This is a genomic window from Chitinophaga polysaccharea (genome assembly GCF_007829335.1).
GTDB lineage: Bacteria > Bacteroidota > Bacteroidia > Chitinophagales > Chitinophagaceae > Chitinophaga > Chitinophaga polysaccharea_B.
In genome coordinates this window covers 137,203-155,106 of record NZ_VIWO01000011.1, presented here as the reverse complement: position 1 = coordinate 155,106, position 17,904 = coordinate 137,203, and the positions used below count along the sequence as shown (strand labels likewise).

Here is a 17,904-nt window from a genome sequence, read left to right as displayed (position 1 = left end):
CCCGATTTTAAAAGTTTTTGTTCAGTATGATGTGACTGGAAATAGCGGCCAAACCATTCCTGAATCCACGGCTGTAACTGATAATGATACCATGCCCGACGCCCTCGTTGAGCTTTGCCTGCGCTTCAATTTCTTTTACCTGGCTGATATGGCTCTCCGCAATTTCTTTCTTAATGGTGAGCTCTTCCACCGTATCGATCATGCCACTTCTGCTCCTGCTCGAAATGTGGAAATTGATTTGCCGGATAAAGTCTTCATAGAACGTTTTTACCTTTCGGATCGATCTTTCCAGGTCATTCTTTAACGCAATCACATTTTGCTCCAGGTGCGTTGTATCCGGATTGATCAATGCGTCGTTATACCCTTTGGATTCATAATTCTTGTCGAGGAACTCGTATAAGAGATGTATGCCGCCGCTAAATGGTGTAACTGGTTTTTCTTCAGCAGGCTCTTTTTCCGGTGGCGCTTTCTCAATAAAAGTTGTTTCCGGGATATCCGGTATGGCAGTATCAATGGCCATTGTGTGGGTGTGCCCATTCTGGCGTTGTCGGTTGAAAATATCAAATAAGCTCATATCTACTTTATTAAATAGTGATGGTGGGTACTTTGTATTTATGATGCCCTTTATTATGACAGGGTTCGCAAAGCGTGATGAGCAAATGACCGGGGTACTCCCAGGGAAGGCGGAATTGTTGCTCGCTTGCTATAAAGTGGTATTGCCGGTGATGCACCTGCAAGTCTTTGTCGCTGCGGCAATGCACACAACGATGCGTATCGCGTTGTAATATTTCCTTTCGTTTCGCCTTCCAGTGAGGATGAAATAAAAGTGCGCCGTAGCTGCCGTGAGATTTTCGATTGAGGAAGCCGGGGTCCGGAAGTTTTGCCGGGGGAGTTGTTGCAGGAATATCTTCCTGGATATACCTGCTATATAATTGATCTCCCTTAAACTGCAAATATCTATGCGGTGCATTGCCTGGAGTGATCATAATAACAACAATTGGAGTGTATTGAAATATATTTCCGGTCGTGGCCAGGTCATTGTTCCCACTTGCAAAGGGTCCTGGTGGCCATTGCTTTCTCGAGGGGAATACTGATGATTTGATGCTTGCAGTTGCTGAGTCCACGGCAATTAGCATTGTAATGATACCTGGTGGCGGATTTGCTGTCGCAGATAAACACGTTTACTGGCTTGCAGTGAACACAGCTTATAAGCAACCAGGCGTATAAGCGTTTCATGGATCAATGGATTCGGAGACAAGGGGTTACAAAAGAACTGGCAGTGTCGTTTAACTCGTATGGCAGGGTCTACAACAGGTAAAGCAGCCATTTGCCTTTGGATAGAGTTTCTTTGCTTTACGGATGGCGTCCTGGCAAGTTTCAAATTCTCCTATTTCTGTCCGGTTAAACATCATGGAAAAGTATTCACAGGTGCTAACATGTACTTCATAGTCACCGTTATACTGGACGTTGTTGTTTACATAGTATTTTCGTTTCATAGCGTTGGTTATTTTATGAAACAAAAATAGATGTCGTCCAACTCGTTTTTTTATGGGAAACCGTAACCGCGTATTTTTTTTGAGATGTTTATATAGCGCCTAAATCTTTGCAGTGGGCCACCAGTTGCTCATTCTTGGTAAAACCAAGGGCATCTTTCATCTGGTTGAGTTTTTTTTCTACGCTGCTTAAGCCAGAAGGTTTTATTCCATTACGTTGAAGATGTGCAGGTATGTCTTTCTGCAGCATTCCCTGTGCCAGCAACGTAATAATGGTGATATCGAATTCCGAAAAGGAGTAGGCGTTCTTTTTGTCGATCAACTGCCTGATATGTCGGGGGAAATAGCGCCGGTGCTGCTCTATTTCCTTGATAGCCTCTCCAAGATTCAGCATGTCGTTCCGGCCTTTGGATACAAAGCCGTCGATATCGTACTTGTTGTAAAGCTGATCGATGATGGCTGGTTTGTTTTCTATGGAGAATACCAGGATATTCAGGTCGGGCTGTACCTCCCTGGCGGCGGCAATCAGATCCACCCCTCCAGATAGAACTTGTTTGTTACCATCCGGAATGAAAGACAAATCTGTAATAAGAAGATCGAACGAGCTGCTGGCGTTAACGGCCTGTACTATTTTATTTAAGGCATCATCGCAGTAATAAGAATAAGCTATATCTGTGATGGCCAGTTCTTCCAGTATTCTCTGTAGAGAGAGATTAACGCTTTGGTAATCTTCAGCAATGAGTACCTTTGTAATCATAAGGATTGAGCTATTGGAAAGGAAATGCGAATTTTTAATCCTTTTGCAGGACGTTCAAATGTATATTGCCCGCCAATTCTTTTAATACGGTTTTCCGTATTCTGCAATCCATTCCCATACTTAACTTGCGGAGAAATACCGACACCGTCATCGGTATAGAGCACCTGAACCTGGCCCTGCTGATAGTCGAACTTTATCATGACAGCATTAGCCTGGCTATGTTTTTTCATATTAACCATCAATTCCTGTAGGATATGTTCCACCTCGTGCTGTATCTGCTCATTGGTCCGGCTCCAGAGTAGCGGGCCGTTGCCAACGATCAGGACTTTGATATGTTCGGAGCCGAAGGACTGGAGCAGTTCGTCAATTTTAGCATGAAAAGGAGTAGCTGAGGTGGTGGGGTGCTCGTACGAGATATCGCGGGATCGTTCATACAATACCTCGATCTTATCTATCAGCTGCTCCTTATCTATTGCTGCTTTATACTCCAGGTCTGTCATGATGCGGTACAGGCCATTGGCCACGACGTCGTGTACTTTCTGGGAGGTTTTAAGCTGATGCTCCTGTATAGCCTGCCGGGAGGCAAGTTCTATCTGTTGGCGGCGCCTGCGGTATCGAAGGACCAGCACAATTCCGGCGATGATGAAGAACAGGATGGTGAGTGCCAGTATGAATCGTTGTACCACCAGTTGGGTTTTCTTTTGGGCATTGTCCTTTTGCAGCTGAAGGTTATCGGCCTTATTTTTTGCGGCTTCATACCGGATTAAGGCAAACTGGTTCTTGGCGGCGTTCTTGGCTGTTTGGATGCTATCGGTCAGGTATTGGTAACGGGCAAAGTAAGATTTCAACAAATTGGTGGGGCTAAGTGTAATAAGTTTTGATAATGCCTCGACTTCGTCGTCCGGGCTTTTCATTTCCCTGGCCATTTCATACCTTTTCCCGGCATAGTAGAGTGCTGAATCGGGTAAGGAAACGGTATAATAGTCCGACAGATGGGCGTAGCTGGCATTGAGCCCCCTGATATCGTTGGAATCCTTGCGGATTTGTAATGCGCGTTGCAGCTCTGTCCCGGCTGGATAAGCGGAATCTTTCAGCCATTTGGTCCTGGCATAGTTGGAGAGTACCCGGGCATATTCTTTTTGCTTGTCCTTACTCCTCAGCAGCAGGGATTTGTATAAATCGATGGCCTGATCATAGTCGCCTTTTTTCTGGTAGGTAAGCGCTATACTGTTGAGGGCAATGGTTTCGAAGTCCGGATCTTTTATGTATTTAAGCGCTTTCCGGTAGTAGTCGATCGCCGCGTCATAGTTTTTAAGATTAAGACAAGCATTGCCCAGTTCATGGTAGTCGGAGCTTAGGCATCCCTGGTCTTCTTGTTTGTATTCATCAAGATAATTGAGGGATTTCAACAGGCTTTCCTGCCCTCCGTAATGGTCTCCTTCATATGCCTGGATAATACCCATATAGGTATAGGCCATGGCGATATCCAAACTGTCGGTAGCCTCGGTTGCCACCAGGTTGAAATAATAAAAGGCGGAGTCGTTATTCTTGTTGAAAAAAGATTCCCCTTTTTTCAATGTGGGAGCAGGGAACGGTTGCGTGGGCTCCGGGTTGGAAGTACAGGCTAAAAGACAGCCAAGGAATAAGGTCAGGATGATGTTTGAGGGGCGCACCAGGGATTATTTCTCTTAAAAGTATTGAATTTCTCCATTTTGAGAAATTATTATTAACCGCTACCAAAAAAAGTGAGGCAAGAAATTACTTGCCTCACAGAGATGATCTATCAGGGTTTTCTTGGAGGAATAGTCCCTGTTTCTCCACCAGTATCATCAAGAACAGTGACCTGTGGATCGTTATTATGGTGACCATTATTGGAATGGTTGGGGCTCAGGAGTGCCAGGAAAAAGGATAATATAATCTGGATCATTGTTTTAGTTTTTAGAATTTTTAAGAAATGGGCTGCCGGTTGCCGGAGCTGCCGGCAGCGGAGTTTTGAGTCGGTGAAGAAGCGCTTCTTGCTTTTTTGGGAAGGAGTGGGCGTGGATGGCGGAAGCTGATCATCGCTTCCCAAGCCGGTAACCGGCTTCCGCTTTCTTTGCCCGGGGTGCATTGGTTCTGTACAGAGAGCCTCTTAGCTAGGGAGGCGTTTACCCGATTGCAAAACAAAGGTAGATTGGTGTAAGAGGTTGATTTACAAACAATTCCGATAATTCCAATAATTCCTGGTATTCCATTTATAATTCCGGGAATGCGGGTTCAATTCCGATTATTCAGTTCTATACTTTCATTTATGGCAACAGTTTTTATCGACTATCAGCGGCTGGTTATGCAGGCGTATGAACAACAAAAGGAGAATAATACGCTACCCCACGGCCTGATGCATCTTACACCTGCAAAACTCAAAGAGGAGTGTATGAAGAAATGCACAACAGATGTAAGCAGGAAAGATGAAAAGGTGATCAGGGATTTCTGTGGGGATTTGAACGATTCGAAAAGCTGTCAGGTTATTCTTCAACGATGTGATACGGATAAGTTCAGGCCGTTGGTGAATTATCTGAAAGGGAAATCTGTAAGTACAGATGAGAAGAATATTGAGCTGCTGGCGTGGCTGATTGACTTTCCAGGCAGGCCGTGGGAGATGAGAAAAACGATTACCGGCGATGACGGTATAAAGGAAGGGGTGGTGTTAAATGACACCAGCGCGGCAGCAGGAATACCGGCAGCACGATTTGGTTTCCTGGCCATGCCGCCCGCGACAGGTAGTAATACCCACCCCGGAGATCCGGTAATTCCGGAAATTCCGATACATCTGTCCTCGACGGATGACGCAGGGGACAAGGAAAATGAGGGCATTAAAACCGTTGAACCCAGTCATCAAAAGCAAATAGGGAGAAAGTCAACGAAAATACTGGCGGCTGCGGTAATGGTATCGCTGGTATTGGGAACGGGCGGTATGTGGTGGTGGAGGGATAAACTGGGCTCCGGAGGATGCATGTACTGGCATGAAGATCATTACGAGCCGGTAGCCTGTGACCAGAAAATACCTTACACGACGGTCATCGCGTTAGATGCAGAGAAGCTGAAACATTTCAGGAAGATAACCAGGCCCGATACCATCACCTACGACGCTGTTGGAAAGGTTTGGTATGCTAAGATTAAAGGGAAAATGGAATATTATACATGGGCAGGAGAGCATCCGGAGGTATCGGGCTATCAGCTGAAGAAAATTACTCCTTATATTATTGACGTCCACATTCATCCGACGGTGAGTACAAAACAGTAGCCCCATGAAGGTAGTACCTGCATGGCACTAACCTGGAGGAAACCGTTGTGGTAAATGAAAAAGAGATAATATTGGGTTATTTTTCTCCCGAAACCAGATTTATGAAGAAAATAGGATTTTTATCGTTCGGGCACTGGTCTAACCATCCGGCCTATAGCACCCGCACAGCCAGCGACACATTGCTTCAATCCATCGATCTGGCGGTTGCTGCGGAAGAAATAGGTTTAGACGGCGCCTATTTTCGGGTACATCATTTTGCAGCCCAGTTAGGCTCCCCATTTCCTTTGCTTTCGGCTATCGGTGCCAAAACAAGCAAAATAGAAATTGGAACAGGCGTAATTGACATGCGTTACGAAAACCCGCTGTATATGATAGAAGATGCCGGGGCAGCGGATTTAATTTCAGAAGGGCGATTGCAATTGGGAATCAGCAGAGGGTCGCCAGAGCAGGTCATTGATGGGTGGCGCTATTTTGGATATGAGCCGGCCGAAGGAGAAACGGACGCCGATATGGGACGCCGTAAAGCATTGGAATTCCTAGACAAACTAAAAGGTGTCGGCTTTGCTGAGCCAAATCCGTACCCGATGTTTCCGAATCCGCCGGGCCCGCTGCGTTTAGAACCCTACTCAGAAGGCCTTCGGGAACGTATCTGGTGGGGAGCCGCTTCCAATGCAACCGCTGTCTGGGCCGCCGAAAACGGCATGCACCTTCAAAGTTCTACCCTGAAGTACGATGAAAGCGGCAAGCCTTTCCATATACAGCAAGCCGAACAGATCAGGTTGTACAGGGAAGCCTGGAAGAAAGCAGGACATACCCGCGAGCCAAGGGTTTCGGTAAGCCGGTCTATTTTCGCATTGGTAAATGACCAGGATCGCTATCTATTCGGACAGGAGACGAACCGGGTTGATAAAATCGGGATGATTGAGGCGGACAAACGCGCTATTTTCGGAAGGAGTTATGCTGCTGAGCCAGATCAGCTCATCAAAGAGTTGGCTAAGGACGAAGCGATCCAGGAAGCCGATACGATCCTGTTGACCATACCTAATACATTGGGTGTTGATTACAACGTGCATGTATTATCTGCTATTTTGGAGCATGTAGCGCCGGGACTAGGTTGGCGTTAAGTTCTAATAATGATGCTCCTCAGTAATAAAGAATAGGCCGCCTACCAGCGGCCTATTCGCATGTATGGGATTATAGAGGTGGCTGTATCTTATTATGCCATTTCTCCACTACCTGGGGATCCCAGGGTGACTTTTTGCCAGTGAGCACACAGGCCATATCTATGATAGATGTTGAAAATATTGAAAGAAAGAAAATTTGATGGTATATTTATTTGACCACGCTTCTCAAATGAGCTGTTATGCTCCATGGCATGCATATACGCTGGATTATATGAAGGCAGCTTTAAACTTGATGTAGAAATTAATCGTTATGAGCAGAAAGAAAAGTATATCAATTATTTCGTGTGCTTCCATCGTTTTATTGCTAAATGCTAACCCCTTGCCTGGGCAACAAAAGCAGCAGTTGCCCGTATCCATGGATTTTAAAGTACAAAGATTCTACCGGCATCGTCCGGATGGTAAGCCGGGCAGAGAAGTGATGATATATTTCAGGCAGGGAAAGTTCATTGGTAAAGGTACTTTAGGAGTGGAATGTGGAGGCGGGAAAGAAACAATACCATTGGAGAGTAGGGAGGGGATTGATAGTTTTCGTGTTATTCTCCCCCCGGGAGCTGGCGTAGCCGCTGATGGTGAAGCAAAATTTGTGCTGCACAGCGGTAATAAGGAACTGGAGGGCACCGTATTAGTGCCGGCGCTTCGCCAGTGGACGATATACATATACCCGCATGCTCATGTGGATATAGGTTATACTAACACCCAGGCAAATGTGCAGGTTATCCATTCCAGGAATCTTATTAATGGAATTGAATTGGCGAAAAAAACGGCCGACTATCCTGAAGGCGCCCGATATTCCTGGAACCCAGAAGTATTGTGGCCTGTGGAAAGGTATTTAAAGATGGCAAGTCCTCAGCAGAGACAATATATTATAGATGCTGTAAAAAGAGGATATTTAAATTTGGACGCCAGCTACGTCAACACAAACACCAGTGTGGCTGCGGATGAGGAACTTTTTGAATTTATTGATCATAGCAAAGATCTTGAGAAATTAACCAGCACCAAAATTAAGACTTATGTTCAGGTAGATGTTCCCGGCATGTCCTGGGGATTAGTTCCAGTAGCCGCCAGGCTCGGTATTAAATACGTCTTGGCGTTCAACAATGGTTCCGACAGGGTAGGTCGTTCCACAGAACTGAGTTTTAAGCCGTTTTGGTGGATGGGGCCTGATGGTAAATCAAAAATTCTTTTCCTGCAACCCGGTAGCTACACTCCAGGAGAAAGAGCAAAGGGTCATGACTACTGGCCCAAAATGCTGGGTCAAACAGATACTTCCAAATTATTACAAATTGTGAAAACGGATAATCCCCGCCGGCAATTTGTTGATAAATATCTTGCTGAAAAGTTGCCCGAACTTGAAAAATCCGGGTATTACCCTTATGATATATTTGCGATGTCCTGGGCTATGGCGGATAATACTCCTATTGATGCAGATTTACCGGATGCTGTAAAAAGTTGGAACGAGGACTACGCATTTCCACACCTTATTATTTCGGGTGCAACGGAAATTATGCAGGCATTTGAAAAAAAATACGGAGATCAATTACCGGTATTGTCTGGCGATTTTACTGAATACTGGACGGATGGTCTTGGCGCGGCAGCTAAACAAACCAGCATGAACCGTGTTACGAAGGAGAGATTGATACAAGACGAAACACTCTGGACCATGTTACATACCGGAAAGCCTGCACCACGTTCAGAAATGAAGGAAGCCTGGAGAAATGTAAGCATGGGTACTGAGCATACCTGGTGTTATTTCGATCCTTCCAAACAACCGATTACAAACGATATACTGCAGGTTAAGTTTGGGTATTTCCAGCGTGGTGCGGATATAAGTGATTCCTTAAAGGTTTTGGCATTATCTTCCGTTACTCAAAACGGTAGCTCAACAATAGCTGTATTCAACACCCTTTCGTGGAACCGCTCGGGACTAGTGCTTCTTTCCAAATCGCAAAGCGAAAAATTCAACAGTATTAATGATAACAATGGTAAACCAGTGTTATCACAGCGTCTATCAACAGGAGAATTGGTATTTGTAGCGAAGGATATTCCTGCTTTAGGTCAGCGGAATTATTTCCTCAAAAAAGGGAAGTATAATACCAATGGCGCATTAGCACACGACAATATACTGGATAATGGATTGGTTCGGGTGGCGGTTGATCTGAAAACCGGCGATATTTCCAGCTTATCAAGTGGAGGAGAAGAATTTGCTGATAACGCCTCTCCCACTAAGTTAAATAGCTATAGGTATCTGCATGGAGATGATAGCCCGGAGAAGGCAAGCGGAACGTCAGATGTTAAAATCTCCATTAAAGAAAACGGGCCATTGATGGCCACTATCAGGGTGATGTCATCTGCTGAAGGTTGCAATAGTTTAATCCGGGAGATCACTGTTATTGCAGGGCAACCATATGTGGACATAAAGAATACGGTTGACAAACAACCGGTTCTTAAGAAAGAAGGTATTCATTTTGGATTTGCATTTAAGATAAATACTCCTGTCACCCATATGGATATTCCGTGGGGAATTGTAAAAATAGACGATGATCAGCTCACTGGGGCAAACCGCAATTGGATAGGATTCCAAAGATGGGTGGACGTTTCAGGTCAGGATAGGGGCGTTACCTGGTGCTCGCTGGATGCACCGGTTTTTGAAGTGGGTAATATGACCGCAAATATTATAGGCAGCGCCACCAATTCGGAAAAATGGATTAAGAAAATTGATCCAAGCGCCACTATTTATTCCTGGGCGCTGAATAATCATTGGCATACGAATTTTCCATTAAGCCAGGAAGGGAAAATCACTTTTCGTTATCGTCTCCTTCCTCACAATACTGGCTATGATGCCGGACTGGCTAATCGCTTTGGACTCGAACAGATGCAGCCGCTGATTGTTAGCCCGGTGAAAGATAATAAGGAAACTACACCGCTCCTGTCCCTCCAGGGAAATAAAAATGTAGTGGTATCTATTCTTAAAACTGACAGCACTGGTGATGTCGTTCAAATCAGGCTTCGTTCGGTATCTGATAAAGATGAAAATGTAAAACTGAACTGGTTGAGTCGAAAACCTGTGTCTGTAGATTTATTGAGCAATAACGCAGCAATGGATAAAAGCCCGCAGGAAGAGATTCTTGTGCCCGCAATGGGAGTGGTAACAGTGGAGGCGAAATTTGGCAGGTAGTCTGGGCATGGATGCATCTATAGCGGTGATCCGTGGGCGTCTGTCATAAACAAAGGAGGGCACTTATGAATTAAATGCCCTCCTTTTTCCTGAAATGTTATGTATAGCTGATCTTATTGCTAATTATATTTCAGCTGAATGGTAATTTTCCAGATACCTTCTTTGAGAATCGACATGTCGAACCAATAGTTGAAATAGTCTCCATTAATATCCCCGTTATTATACATATCAATTCTCAGCACCTGTCCTGAAACAAAAGGTAGTGGGAACCCGGCTATTTCCAGCTCCAGGTGGTCAGGAAATTCGGTATACTTTGTTGGGTTATTTAGCCCGAGATTGTGCCAATCTTTCAGATCGGTAACCCCGGGTGTAGTGGAATAATCATATCCCAGCAGTGTTTTCGGATCTACCGGTGACCCATCTTTCTTCAGTACATATACGAGGATCTTATTGCCCGTATTTGCTTGCCTGTCGAAGTTTACGTCGATACCTGTTATATTACCATCCAGGCCTCTAAGTCTGTAGGTATAAGGCAGTGCATAACTTACGTCAATGGTCAATGCGCCCTTCAGCACCCGCTCGCCGCCGCTATTCTTTACTTTTACATCAATGATATACTTACCTTTAGTAAATATGGTGGTATCAGTAGCTTCCGGGTAAATCACTATATTTCCGTTATCAGGATTGATGTCAACTGCCGGACGGTTTACTTTTGTGCGTTTCTTATTCAGTTCCTCTACCGTTTTTTCCTTGCCTGTATATTCTGCCTTCCAGAAATAAGTATCTACTTTATAATTCATCAGCTTATCAGCGATTTTGCCATCTTCATAATGTATGGCTTCGATGGTAAATACCAACGGCTTTGTGGACTCGTCAGTTACCATTGCTCCTGATTGTATGAGGGAAGCACCCACTGCTATCTTAATAGAGGGGTTGGTATATTTGAGTGCCGGGCTTAAAAAGCCATCGGTGCTGTCTTTCTTACACGAAAACATAAACAGTGTCAGGGATAGCCATGACATCCATTTTATGGTCAATGATTTTTTCATGGTAAAATGATTTAGACTATCTGTTATATTTTTGTTTCAGTCCTGCTGCAAAACTGGAACCATTGGTTAATACGTGTACAATAGCATTGGCAGTAACCAGGTTATGTGTCTGAATGCTGGCAGCATACGTTACGGTGTCCACGCCTGGTATCTTTAAATGCGTATATACCATTCTATAGGCAGATGTTTGCAATGAGCTGCTTGCACTGGTGCCACCGTCTACGCCACTAAGTAACAGGGAATCTCCGTTGGCAGCAGGGTAATATCGCTGCTTGTCCTTTACTGCTGTTTCCAGGTCTACTTTGGCATTGGGCACTATAAACCGGGCAAGCAGGGTTGTTAGTGTATCTTTCCCGATATCGGCCAGGGGCTTTGGTGTTTGCCTGTCGTCCGGGTTGTAATTCATTTGGAGCCGCAATACTGCATTATTCGGGGCTGCAAAAAAAGTGATGTTAGCGGCATTGACAGCGGCCTTGGTGTTTGTCAGGTCAATGATCTTGACCAGGGAGTCGAACATATGATTGGATCTGCTCTTCAGAAAATCATATACTGTCATTCTTTTTTCTTCTTCCGATTGTTTAGACAAGCCACCGTCTATGTAGTAATCATTTTTCCTACAGGCTGAAAATACCAGCATACCAATTGCTGCCAGGAGTGCTGTTTGCTTCAGTGAAATATTTTTACGCATATGTTAAGTTATTTCCAGTAATCATTCTGAGTGATCAAAAAATTGCTTTTCGCGATAATGCCCTGGTCTATCGGAAGTAGCCATGCACCTTTTTCATACCAATCGGCCTGGGTGATTTTTGAATCTTTGTTCAGTTTCCTGGTTCTTACCAGGTCAAAGAAGTATTGTCCTTCCCCGATCAGCTCTTTTCTACGCTCGAGTAAAATGGTGTCTTGTATATTTCCGCCACCGGTATATGGCGTAGCAAATGCACGTGCCCTTACCTGGTTTAATAACATGGCTGCCTCTCCAGCTCTGCCTACGGAGGTGCTGGCCAACGCTTCTGCTCTTAACAGCATGATGTCTGCGAGGCGGGTGACAATAATATTTGATTCGTTGATATTCTGGGAAGCAGTATCTCCTTTCAGCTGCAATGTTTTGTATTTCCCAAAGTAAATACGGTCGTCATATACGCCCTTCAGGTAAGTTACCCGGTCAAACCAGGTAAACAAACGGGCATCGACAGCACTTGGAGGAAACATATTGTTCAGCTGTTGCCGGGTAGGACACAGTAAGAACTTTTCCGTACCGCCACCACCATCTGACTGGTCTTTATACCAGGGCCGCCCCAGTGTTCTATTATAGACGCGGTTTTTTTGTACTTCTCTTAAGTTGGCATCAAAATTAAGTTCAAAGATACCTTCCCTGGATTTTCCCACGAAGATGCTGATGAGATTTAAAGTATCTGTAACCAGACTATACGGTCCCCGGGTGATCACACTGTCGCACAATTTCTCGCATCCGGCATAATCCTGCAACCATCCCAGCACATGTGCTTTAATAGCCCATGCCGCTCCCTTGGTAGCTCTTACCGCTCTGTCGCCATCGCCGTAATCCAATTGCAAATCTGCAATCGCTATGTCCAGGTCCGCTTTTATCTGGTTAAACACATCTGCCTGCGGTGTCCTTGGCAGGTTATCAATATCTACGCTTCTCAGGTTCATCGGTACATCGCCCCAGAAACGCACCAGGTAAAAATAGGTGAGTGCCCTGATAAAGCTGGCTTCCCCGATATGCCGCTTTTTGAGTGTTTCATCATAATTAGGGATAGACGGAATTTTCTCAAGCACCAGGTTACACTGGGCAATGACAGTATAGAACTGATTCCAGTTGCCCCCACCGTTGCTGATCAATGCTGGCGCTGTATTAGTGGCAATAAGGGTTTCAGGACGAACATTAGAGCTCTGGGAGTAACTGGAAAACACGTCAGCCCGAACATCGCCCATCAGGAACACTTTATCCGGCACTACTGTACGTAGGTAAGCGTAAGCAGCGGCGACGCCTTTTTCTATATCGGCAGATGTAGAAAACGCATTGTCGGCCGTCGGCATTTCAATAATTTCAGGATCCAGTATTTTTTTGCAGGAAAATAACAATGCGCTGCACACCAGCAGGAAACACATTTTACTTTTCCAATCAGTTATTATCTTCATAATCTTAGAATTCAAAGTTAAAGCCGCAGTTAAATTTATAGGGGATAGGGTATCCATTACCCAGGTCATAACCGTACGAGTCCACGTTTTCTGGATCTACACCACTGTATTTGGTAAGGATAAACACGTTACTCATACCTGCATATACTCTAAGTTTCCTGACGTTGAAACGGTTGAGCCCAGCCGGTGAAAAATCGTAACTCAGGTTTACGTTGTTTAACCTGATAAAGCTGCCATTTTCCAGGAAGAGATCTGTATTGGTTTCATAGTTACCGATAAAGTCATAGCTGGAAGTGCCATAATACCTCCATGGATTAAGCACAGGGTATTTGGCATTGGTATGTGTAGGCGTCCAAAAATCCAGGTCAGATACATCCAGGAGGTTTCTTTGTCCGCCGGGATAGTTCACATTTTCACTGGCCGTCCAGCTTACCCCTTTAATACGATCTGCCAGTACTTTATTCATCACCTTATTGCCAATGGAGTAATTAAAGAACAGGTCCAACTGGAGTGTAGCGTTGTTTTTAAACCTATAGCTAAAGGAATGGGAAATACTTCCGGTAAATTTAGGGTTAGGGTCTCCGCAATACACCCGGTCGGTATTGTCGATTACACCAATCATGCCATCACCGTTTACATCCAGCAGCATAATATCGCCGCCCCTGTATGGATCCTGGGACGAAAATCCGCTGGTGTTGGGGAAAAGACGTTTACCGGTATATTTATTTACCGGAACCGATTCGTCTGTTGGATATACGCCCAGATACTTCATCAGGTAAAAACCGTTAAGCGGACGGCCTACCTGCAGGTAAGGCTGCCCTACTGCATAGCCGCTCCTGGAAACACTTCTGCCAAAATCCGGCAACTTGGTTAGTTCATTACGGTTAATTGCGCCGATGAATGTAACGGAGTACTGGAAGTTTTTACCTGGCTTTGTGATATACCCGGTAATGGCGGCTTCGTAGCCGTGATTACGCACAGCGCCGCTGTTAATATAACGGGAAGCATATCCGCTGGTGCCATTCAGTGCATCCGGGAACAGGAAGCCGTCTGTATTTTTATTGTAGTAGTCCAGCGCCATAGTCAGGCGGCTGTTGAAAAATTCGAGGTCCAGCCCTACGCCCTGGTCTTTGGTGGTTTGCCAGGTGAGGTTGGGTAACGGCATACCGTTGCCGCCGGCATAATTGGGGGCCAGCAGCGGGACCCCGTTATAGGTGGCATTGTCGCCACTCTTGGTTTGATAGGCACCTACGGCGAGATAGTTGTCTTCGTATTGCGTACCGGATTTACCCGTGCTTGCCCGGATCTTTCCAAAGTTTAGCCAGCGACCTATATTGTTATGGACAAACTTCTCCTCGGTGAATACCCATCCGGCAGACATCGACGGGAAATAACCCCATTGATTGTCTTTACCAAATTTGGAAGATCCATCTGCGCGTATTACCCCCTGGAGCAGGTATTTTTTATTGAAGTTATATGACAACCTTGAATAGTAAGATAACAGGCCATACTTGATGTTATGTGTTTCCAGTTGCAGGTTGGCCTGCGGGTATCCCAGGATCACTTGTTGTGCATCGCTGGGGCCACCAAATGCGCCGCCAAATATGCTGTTATTTTCGCTGGTATTGATGGTATTACCTACCACCAGATCGAACGAGTGCTTAGCGGCAAACGTGTGATATAAGCGGAGAAAAGTTTCACTCAGCAGGTTTACCTTTTCCTGTGAGTAGTAAGAAGCCGCTGCTTTTTGATCAGTTCTGGTAGCTGATGGCTCGAAACTGCGTGTACGATAAAACTCATAGTTACCCGATGCCCTCGAAGTAAGGTTCAGAAACGGCGTAAGATCGTAACTGAGTTCCAGTTGGGCTAATGCTCTCCTGGTCAGATCAATATTAACACCTTTGCTATATGATGCCAGGAAAGCATCATAGAAGCCGCTGGCGGGTCCGGGGCGGAAAGAGGAAGAAAAATTATTACCTACTACAGCGGCATTATAGGTATCGCCTCTTTTCTTGCTGGCATCAGTTTGGCTTAAATTTGCCCGGCCGGTGATCGTGAGTTTGGACGTAGGTTTAAAAACGCCGTTATAAGTCAGTGAAAACCTGGTAAACCCGGAGCCGAGCACGATACCTTTTTCGTTATAATAATCTACCCCGAGGCGATAGCTGGCATTTTCCGTAGCACCACTGATACCAAGATTAATATCCTTTAAGTCTGCGTCACGGAAGTATAGCTTTTGCCAGTCGGTAGAATTGTTGTAAAAACTATTTAAGCTGTCGCTCAGTTCAATGGGCATATCCGTATAGCCGCCACCTACTTTAGAGGACTTGTACTGATTATACAGATCAATTTTAAAATCGCGCTCCGCTTTACCGCCAAGTGTTTTACGTAAAGATGGGTAATAACTCAATCCATATTGTGTATTTAAAGTAACGATTGGTTTTCCTATTTTGCCTCGTTTGGTATTAATGATGATAACACCGTTGGCGCCTCTTGAACCATAGATGGCAGTTGCAGAAGCATCTTTCAATACATCTACAGATTCCAGGTCGAATGGGCTAAACCCCGCCAGCACGCTGGTGATCGCCTGGCGCGGATCGGACGGATTGAATACATCCTGTTCCAGCGGCACGCCGTCAATAATAAACAGGGGAGTGCTTACCACGTTGGAGTTAGCAGAATTGGAAAAAGAGGCTAGGCCCCTGATCTGCACCATACTGCGGGCTCCCGGCATACCTGAATTATTCTGTACCACCAATCCTGGTGCAAGGCCCTGGAGGAGTCCTTCAATAGAAGCGCTCGGCTTGTTCTGCAGTTGTGAGGCTTTGATAGATGAAATAGCCGCGGTAGTTTCTCTTCTTTTCTGCGTACCATAACCCACGGTTACATTTACTTCCTGTAGCTGGGAGGCAGAAGGCTGCAGTGTTATCAGCAGGTTCTGCAGGGAGTTTCTGACCAGCTGGTTTTTAAATTCCCTGGCAGCCACCGTTAATGCACCATTATTTAAATGAAGCGTCAGGGAGTTAAAACCGATGGAAGTGATTACAATGTTGGCGTCTTCAGGCACTCCCGGAAGTGTGAACTTTCCGTTTTCATCGGCGGTAGCACCCTGACGGGATCCCTGCACAATGATAGTTGCGCCAATAATAGGCTGGTTATCCGGGCTGACGATTCTTCCGGATAACGTAACGACAGCTGCTTTTGCCGATGTCAGTACCGTTACAATTTTGTCGTTAATTTCATAGGTGAACGGTTGTCCTTTAAATACCTGCGGCAATGCGCTTTCCACCGGCTCGTTTTTCAGGTTTACGGTCACTGGCAACGCGCTCTTTGCATAACGGGCGTCAAAAATAAAGGAGTACCCCGTTTGGGTTCTGATAGCCTCAAGTACCTGCTCCAGTTTTGCTTCGTTTACCCGCAGTGTTACCTGTTGTGAAAAGCCAATTGCAGATGTTGCCAGATAATGGAAGATCGTCAGCGCCATGCAGCAGACATAGCGCTTCCAATGGCCCCGGCGGGGGCCACGCTGATTTTTCATAAGTGTAGTTTTTACAAGTGAGAAATGATTCCTGGTTGATAAAATACCGGGGCTATTGCTCTACATATAGCCGGCTGTTATTTACTCTCAGTTTTATGTTGGTTGTTTTTTCGATTACTTTCAAAAGCTGCGGCAATGGCGTGCTGCGAGGTAGTTGTCCATATAGCTTCGCTGCTGGAAGCGATGAAAAATCTACATCAATATCATACCAGCGCTGCAGCTGATAGGCTACTTCTTTTAGATCGGTGTTGGAGAAGTAAAAAAGGTCGGACCGCCATGCTATATTTTCACGGGTATCCACAGCTTTTATCTGAAGCCGGCCGTCATCGAGCATACCCTGCTCTCCTGGTTTCAAAATAATGCCGCCGTTGTTTGTACCAGGTGATTCCAGTTTTACGCGGCCCTCGATCAAGGTAGTTTTAGTATAAGATTCATCTGTATATGCCTTCACGTTAAAAGCTGTGCCCAGTACAGTGATAGTCTGTTTTTCGGTTACTACCTTAAAAGGTTTCCGGTCATTTTTCACAATGTCAAAGTAGGCTTCTCCCGATAATTCCACTTTTCGTTCTCCGTCGGGAAACTGGGTCGGATAGTGAAGGGAGGAGGCTGCATTCAGCCAAACCTGGCTGCCATCCGGTAATATAACTTTATATTGCTTTCCTCTCGGTATGGTAAGGGTATTAAAAACAGTTTCCGCCTTTCCCGTAGTGTCTTCAACAGGCAGCGTATAACTCAGTGTACCTTTTTCATTGTTCACTGCGCTGGATCCTTTTTGTTCAAATGTTTCCCCTTTTTTGGCACTATCAAGGGCTATCTGTCTCCCATCGGCCAATGTAAGCATGATACCCGTCGCTGGCCGGGGGGCAGGCATTGCCTTTGCCATCTTTTGTTGCGCCGTTTCCCATTTCGTGCGCACAAAAAAGCGATAAGAAAACAGTGATATCAACAACAACATACAGGCAGCTACCCCAGCGAGTATTGGCTTCAGCTTAAATATTTTGGGGCTAACAACCGGGCTTTGATCCCTGATTTCTTCATTGATTTGTTGGAATAAACTGGTCGCTTCCTGCGCCGAAAAAATATTGTTTCCCTCAACAGATTGCTCTGCCAGCTGCTCAAACAGGTCATCATATATCGACTTCCCCTCCGGTGTTGCCAAAAATGCAAGTAGCTCTCGTCGCTCTTCATCAGCGATAGTGCCGTTAATGGCTTTTTCTATTAAATCATCTAACCGGTTTGGCAGTTTCATATGTTGTCTCCTTAAC

The 17,904-nt window shown here is 45.3% G+C and carries 14 protein-coding genes; 3 read left to right on the top strand and 11 right to left on the bottom strand.

The window, feature by feature from the left end:
* Positions 1-7: 7 nt before the first annotated feature.
* From FHW36_RS27340 to FHW36_RS30635, 6 genes are all read right to left on the bottom strand, one after another.
* Positions 8-574 (bottom strand): hypothetical protein, encoded by a 567-nt coding sequence (locus tag FHW36_RS27340; RefSeq protein WP_145674029.1) that lies wholly within the window; start codon positions 572-574, stop codon positions 8-10.
* A gap of 10 nt (positions 575-584) precedes the next feature.
* Entirely contained in the window at positions 585-986 is a 402-nt protein-coding gene (locus FHW36_RS27335; RefSeq protein WP_145674027.1) for an HNH endonuclease, read from the bottom strand.
* Positions 987-1,286: 300 nt separating this feature from the next.
* The gene (locus tag FHW36_RS27330; protein WP_186452630.1) at positions 1,287-1,496 is read right to left on the bottom strand and encodes a hypothetical protein; all 210 of its coding nucleotides are present in this window, start codon (positions 1,494-1,496) and stop codon (positions 1,287-1,289) included.
* An 88-nt stretch (positions 1,497-1,584) separates the two neighbouring features.
* On the bottom strand, positions 1,585-2,250 hold the full coding sequence (locus FHW36_RS27325) for a helix-turn-helix domain-containing protein (RefSeq protein WP_145674023.1): 666 nt from the start codon (positions 2,248-2,250) through the stop codon (positions 1,585-1,587).
* Positions 2,247-3,923, bottom strand: a complete 1,677-nt coding sequence (locus FHW36_RS27320; protein WP_145674021.1) for a tetratricopeptide repeat-containing sensor histidine kinase — start codon at positions 3,921-3,923, stop codon at positions 2,247-2,249. Before FHW36_RS27320 ends, FHW36_RS27325 begins: the two co-directional genes overlap by 4 nt.
* Positions 3,924-4,033: 110 nt before the next feature.
* Entirely contained in the window at positions 4,034-4,177 is a 144-nt protein-coding gene (locus tag FHW36_RS30635; protein WP_186452634.1) for a hypothetical protein, read from the bottom strand.
* A 363-nt stretch (positions 4,178-4,540) separates the two neighbouring features.
* On the opposite strand from FHW36_RS30635, the gene FHW36_RS27315 reads away from it, so the two are divergent.
* The 3 genes from FHW36_RS27315 (at position 4,541) to FHW36_RS27305 (ending at position 9,892) form a co-directional block, all read left to right on the top strand.
* Positions 4,541-5,533, top strand: a complete 993-nt coding sequence (locus tag FHW36_RS27315; RefSeq protein ID WP_145674018.1) for a hypothetical protein — start codon at positions 4,541-4,543, stop codon at positions 5,531-5,533.
* Positions 5,534-5,634: 101 nt separating this feature from the next.
* A complete protein-coding gene (locus FHW36_RS27310) occupies positions 5,635-6,657 on the top strand; it encodes an LLM class flavin-dependent oxidoreductase (RefSeq protein WP_145674017.1) in 1,023 nt (340 codons plus the stop codon).
* Between the two features lie 310 nt (positions 6,658-6,967).
* Positions 6,968-9,892, top strand: coding sequence for a glycoside hydrolase family 38 N-terminal domain-containing protein (locus FHW36_RS27305; RefSeq protein ID WP_145674015.1), 2,925 nt, complete (start codon positions 6,968-6,970; stop codon positions 9,890-9,892).
* Between the two features lie 119 nt (positions 9,893-10,011).
* Here FHW36_RS27305 and FHW36_RS27300 read toward each other — a convergent pair whose 3' ends face one another.
* The 5 genes from FHW36_RS27300 to FHW36_RS27280 are packed head-to-tail and all read right to left on the bottom strand — an operon-like array spanning position 10,012 to position 17,888.
* On the bottom strand, positions 10,012-10,941 hold the full coding sequence (locus FHW36_RS27300; protein ID WP_145674014.1) for a DUF5007 domain-containing protein: 930 nt from the start codon (positions 10,939-10,941) through the stop codon (positions 10,012-10,014).
* A gap of 16 nt (positions 10,942-10,957) precedes the next feature.
* Entirely contained in the window at positions 10,958-11,629 is a 672-nt protein-coding gene (locus FHW36_RS27295; RefSeq protein WP_145674012.1) for a fasciclin domain-containing protein, read from the bottom strand.
* An 8-nt stretch (positions 11,630-11,637) separates the two neighbouring features.
* Positions 11,638-13,101, bottom strand: coding sequence for a RagB/SusD family nutrient uptake outer membrane protein (locus tag FHW36_RS27290; RefSeq protein ID WP_186452628.1), 1,464 nt, complete (start codon positions 13,099-13,101; stop codon positions 11,638-11,640).
* 4 nt (positions 13,102-13,105) lie between these two features.
* Positions 13,106-16,639, bottom strand: coding sequence for a SusC/RagA family TonB-linked outer membrane protein (locus FHW36_RS27285; protein ID WP_145674008.1), 3,534 nt, complete (start codon positions 16,637-16,639; stop codon positions 13,106-13,108).
* A 52-nt stretch (positions 16,640-16,691) separates the two neighbouring features.
* Positions 16,692-17,888, bottom strand: a complete 1,197-nt coding sequence (locus FHW36_RS27280; RefSeq protein ID WP_145674006.1) for a FecR family protein — start codon at positions 17,886-17,888, stop codon at positions 16,692-16,694.
* Between the last annotated feature and the right edge of the window lie 16 nt (positions 17,889-17,904).

Excerpts from the sequence above, each read along its gene's own strand:
- FHW36_RS27280 (WP_145674006.1), bottom strand. The coding sequence starts at position 17,888 with ATGAAACTGCCAAACCGGTTAGATGATTTAATAGAAAAAGCCATTAAC.
- FHW36_RS27285 (WP_145674008.1), bottom strand. The coding sequence starts at position 16,639 with ATGAAAAATCAGCGTGGCCCCCGCCGGGGCCATTGGAAGCGCTATGTC.
- FHW36_RS27300 (WP_145674014.1), bottom strand. The coding sequence starts at position 10,941 with ATGAAAAAATCATTGACCATAAAATGGATGTCATGGCTATCCCTGACA.
- FHW36_RS30635 (WP_186452634.1), bottom strand. The coding sequence starts at position 4,177 with ATGATCCAGATTATATTATCCTTTTTCCTGGCACTCCTGAGCCCCAAC.
- FHW36_RS27315 (WP_145674018.1), top strand. The coding sequence starts at position 4,541 with ATGGCAACAGTTTTTATCGACTATCAGCGGCTGGTTATGCAGGCGTAT.
- FHW36_RS27330 (WP_186452630.1), bottom strand. The coding sequence starts at position 1,496 with ATGAAACGAAAATACTATGTAAACAACAACGTCCAGTATAACGGTGAC.
- FHW36_RS27310 (WP_145674017.1), top strand. The coding sequence starts at position 5,635 with ATGAAGAAAATAGGATTTTTATCGTTCGGGCACTGGTCTAACCATCCG.
- FHW36_RS27325 (WP_145674023.1), bottom strand. The coding sequence starts at position 2,250 with ATGATTACAAAGGTACTCATTGCTGAAGATTACCAAAGCGTTAATCTC.
- FHW36_RS27305 (WP_145674015.1), top strand. The coding sequence starts at position 6,968 with ATGAGCAGAAAGAAAAGTATATCAATTATTTCGTGTGCTTCCATCGTT.
- FHW36_RS27340 (WP_145674029.1), bottom strand. The coding sequence starts at position 574 with ATGAGCTTATTTGATATTTTCAACCGACAACGCCAGAATGGGCACACC.
- FHW36_RS27295 (WP_145674012.1), bottom strand. The coding sequence starts at position 11,629 with ATGCGTAAAAATATTTCACTGAAGCAAACAGCACTCCTGGCAGCAATT.
- FHW36_RS27335 (WP_145674027.1), bottom strand. The coding sequence starts at position 986 with ATGATCACTCCAGGCAATGCACCGCATAGATATTTGCAGTTTAAGGGA.
- FHW36_RS27290 (WP_186452628.1), bottom strand. The coding sequence starts at position 13,101 with ATGAAGATAATAACTGATTGGAAAAGTAAAATGTGTTTCCTGCTGGTG.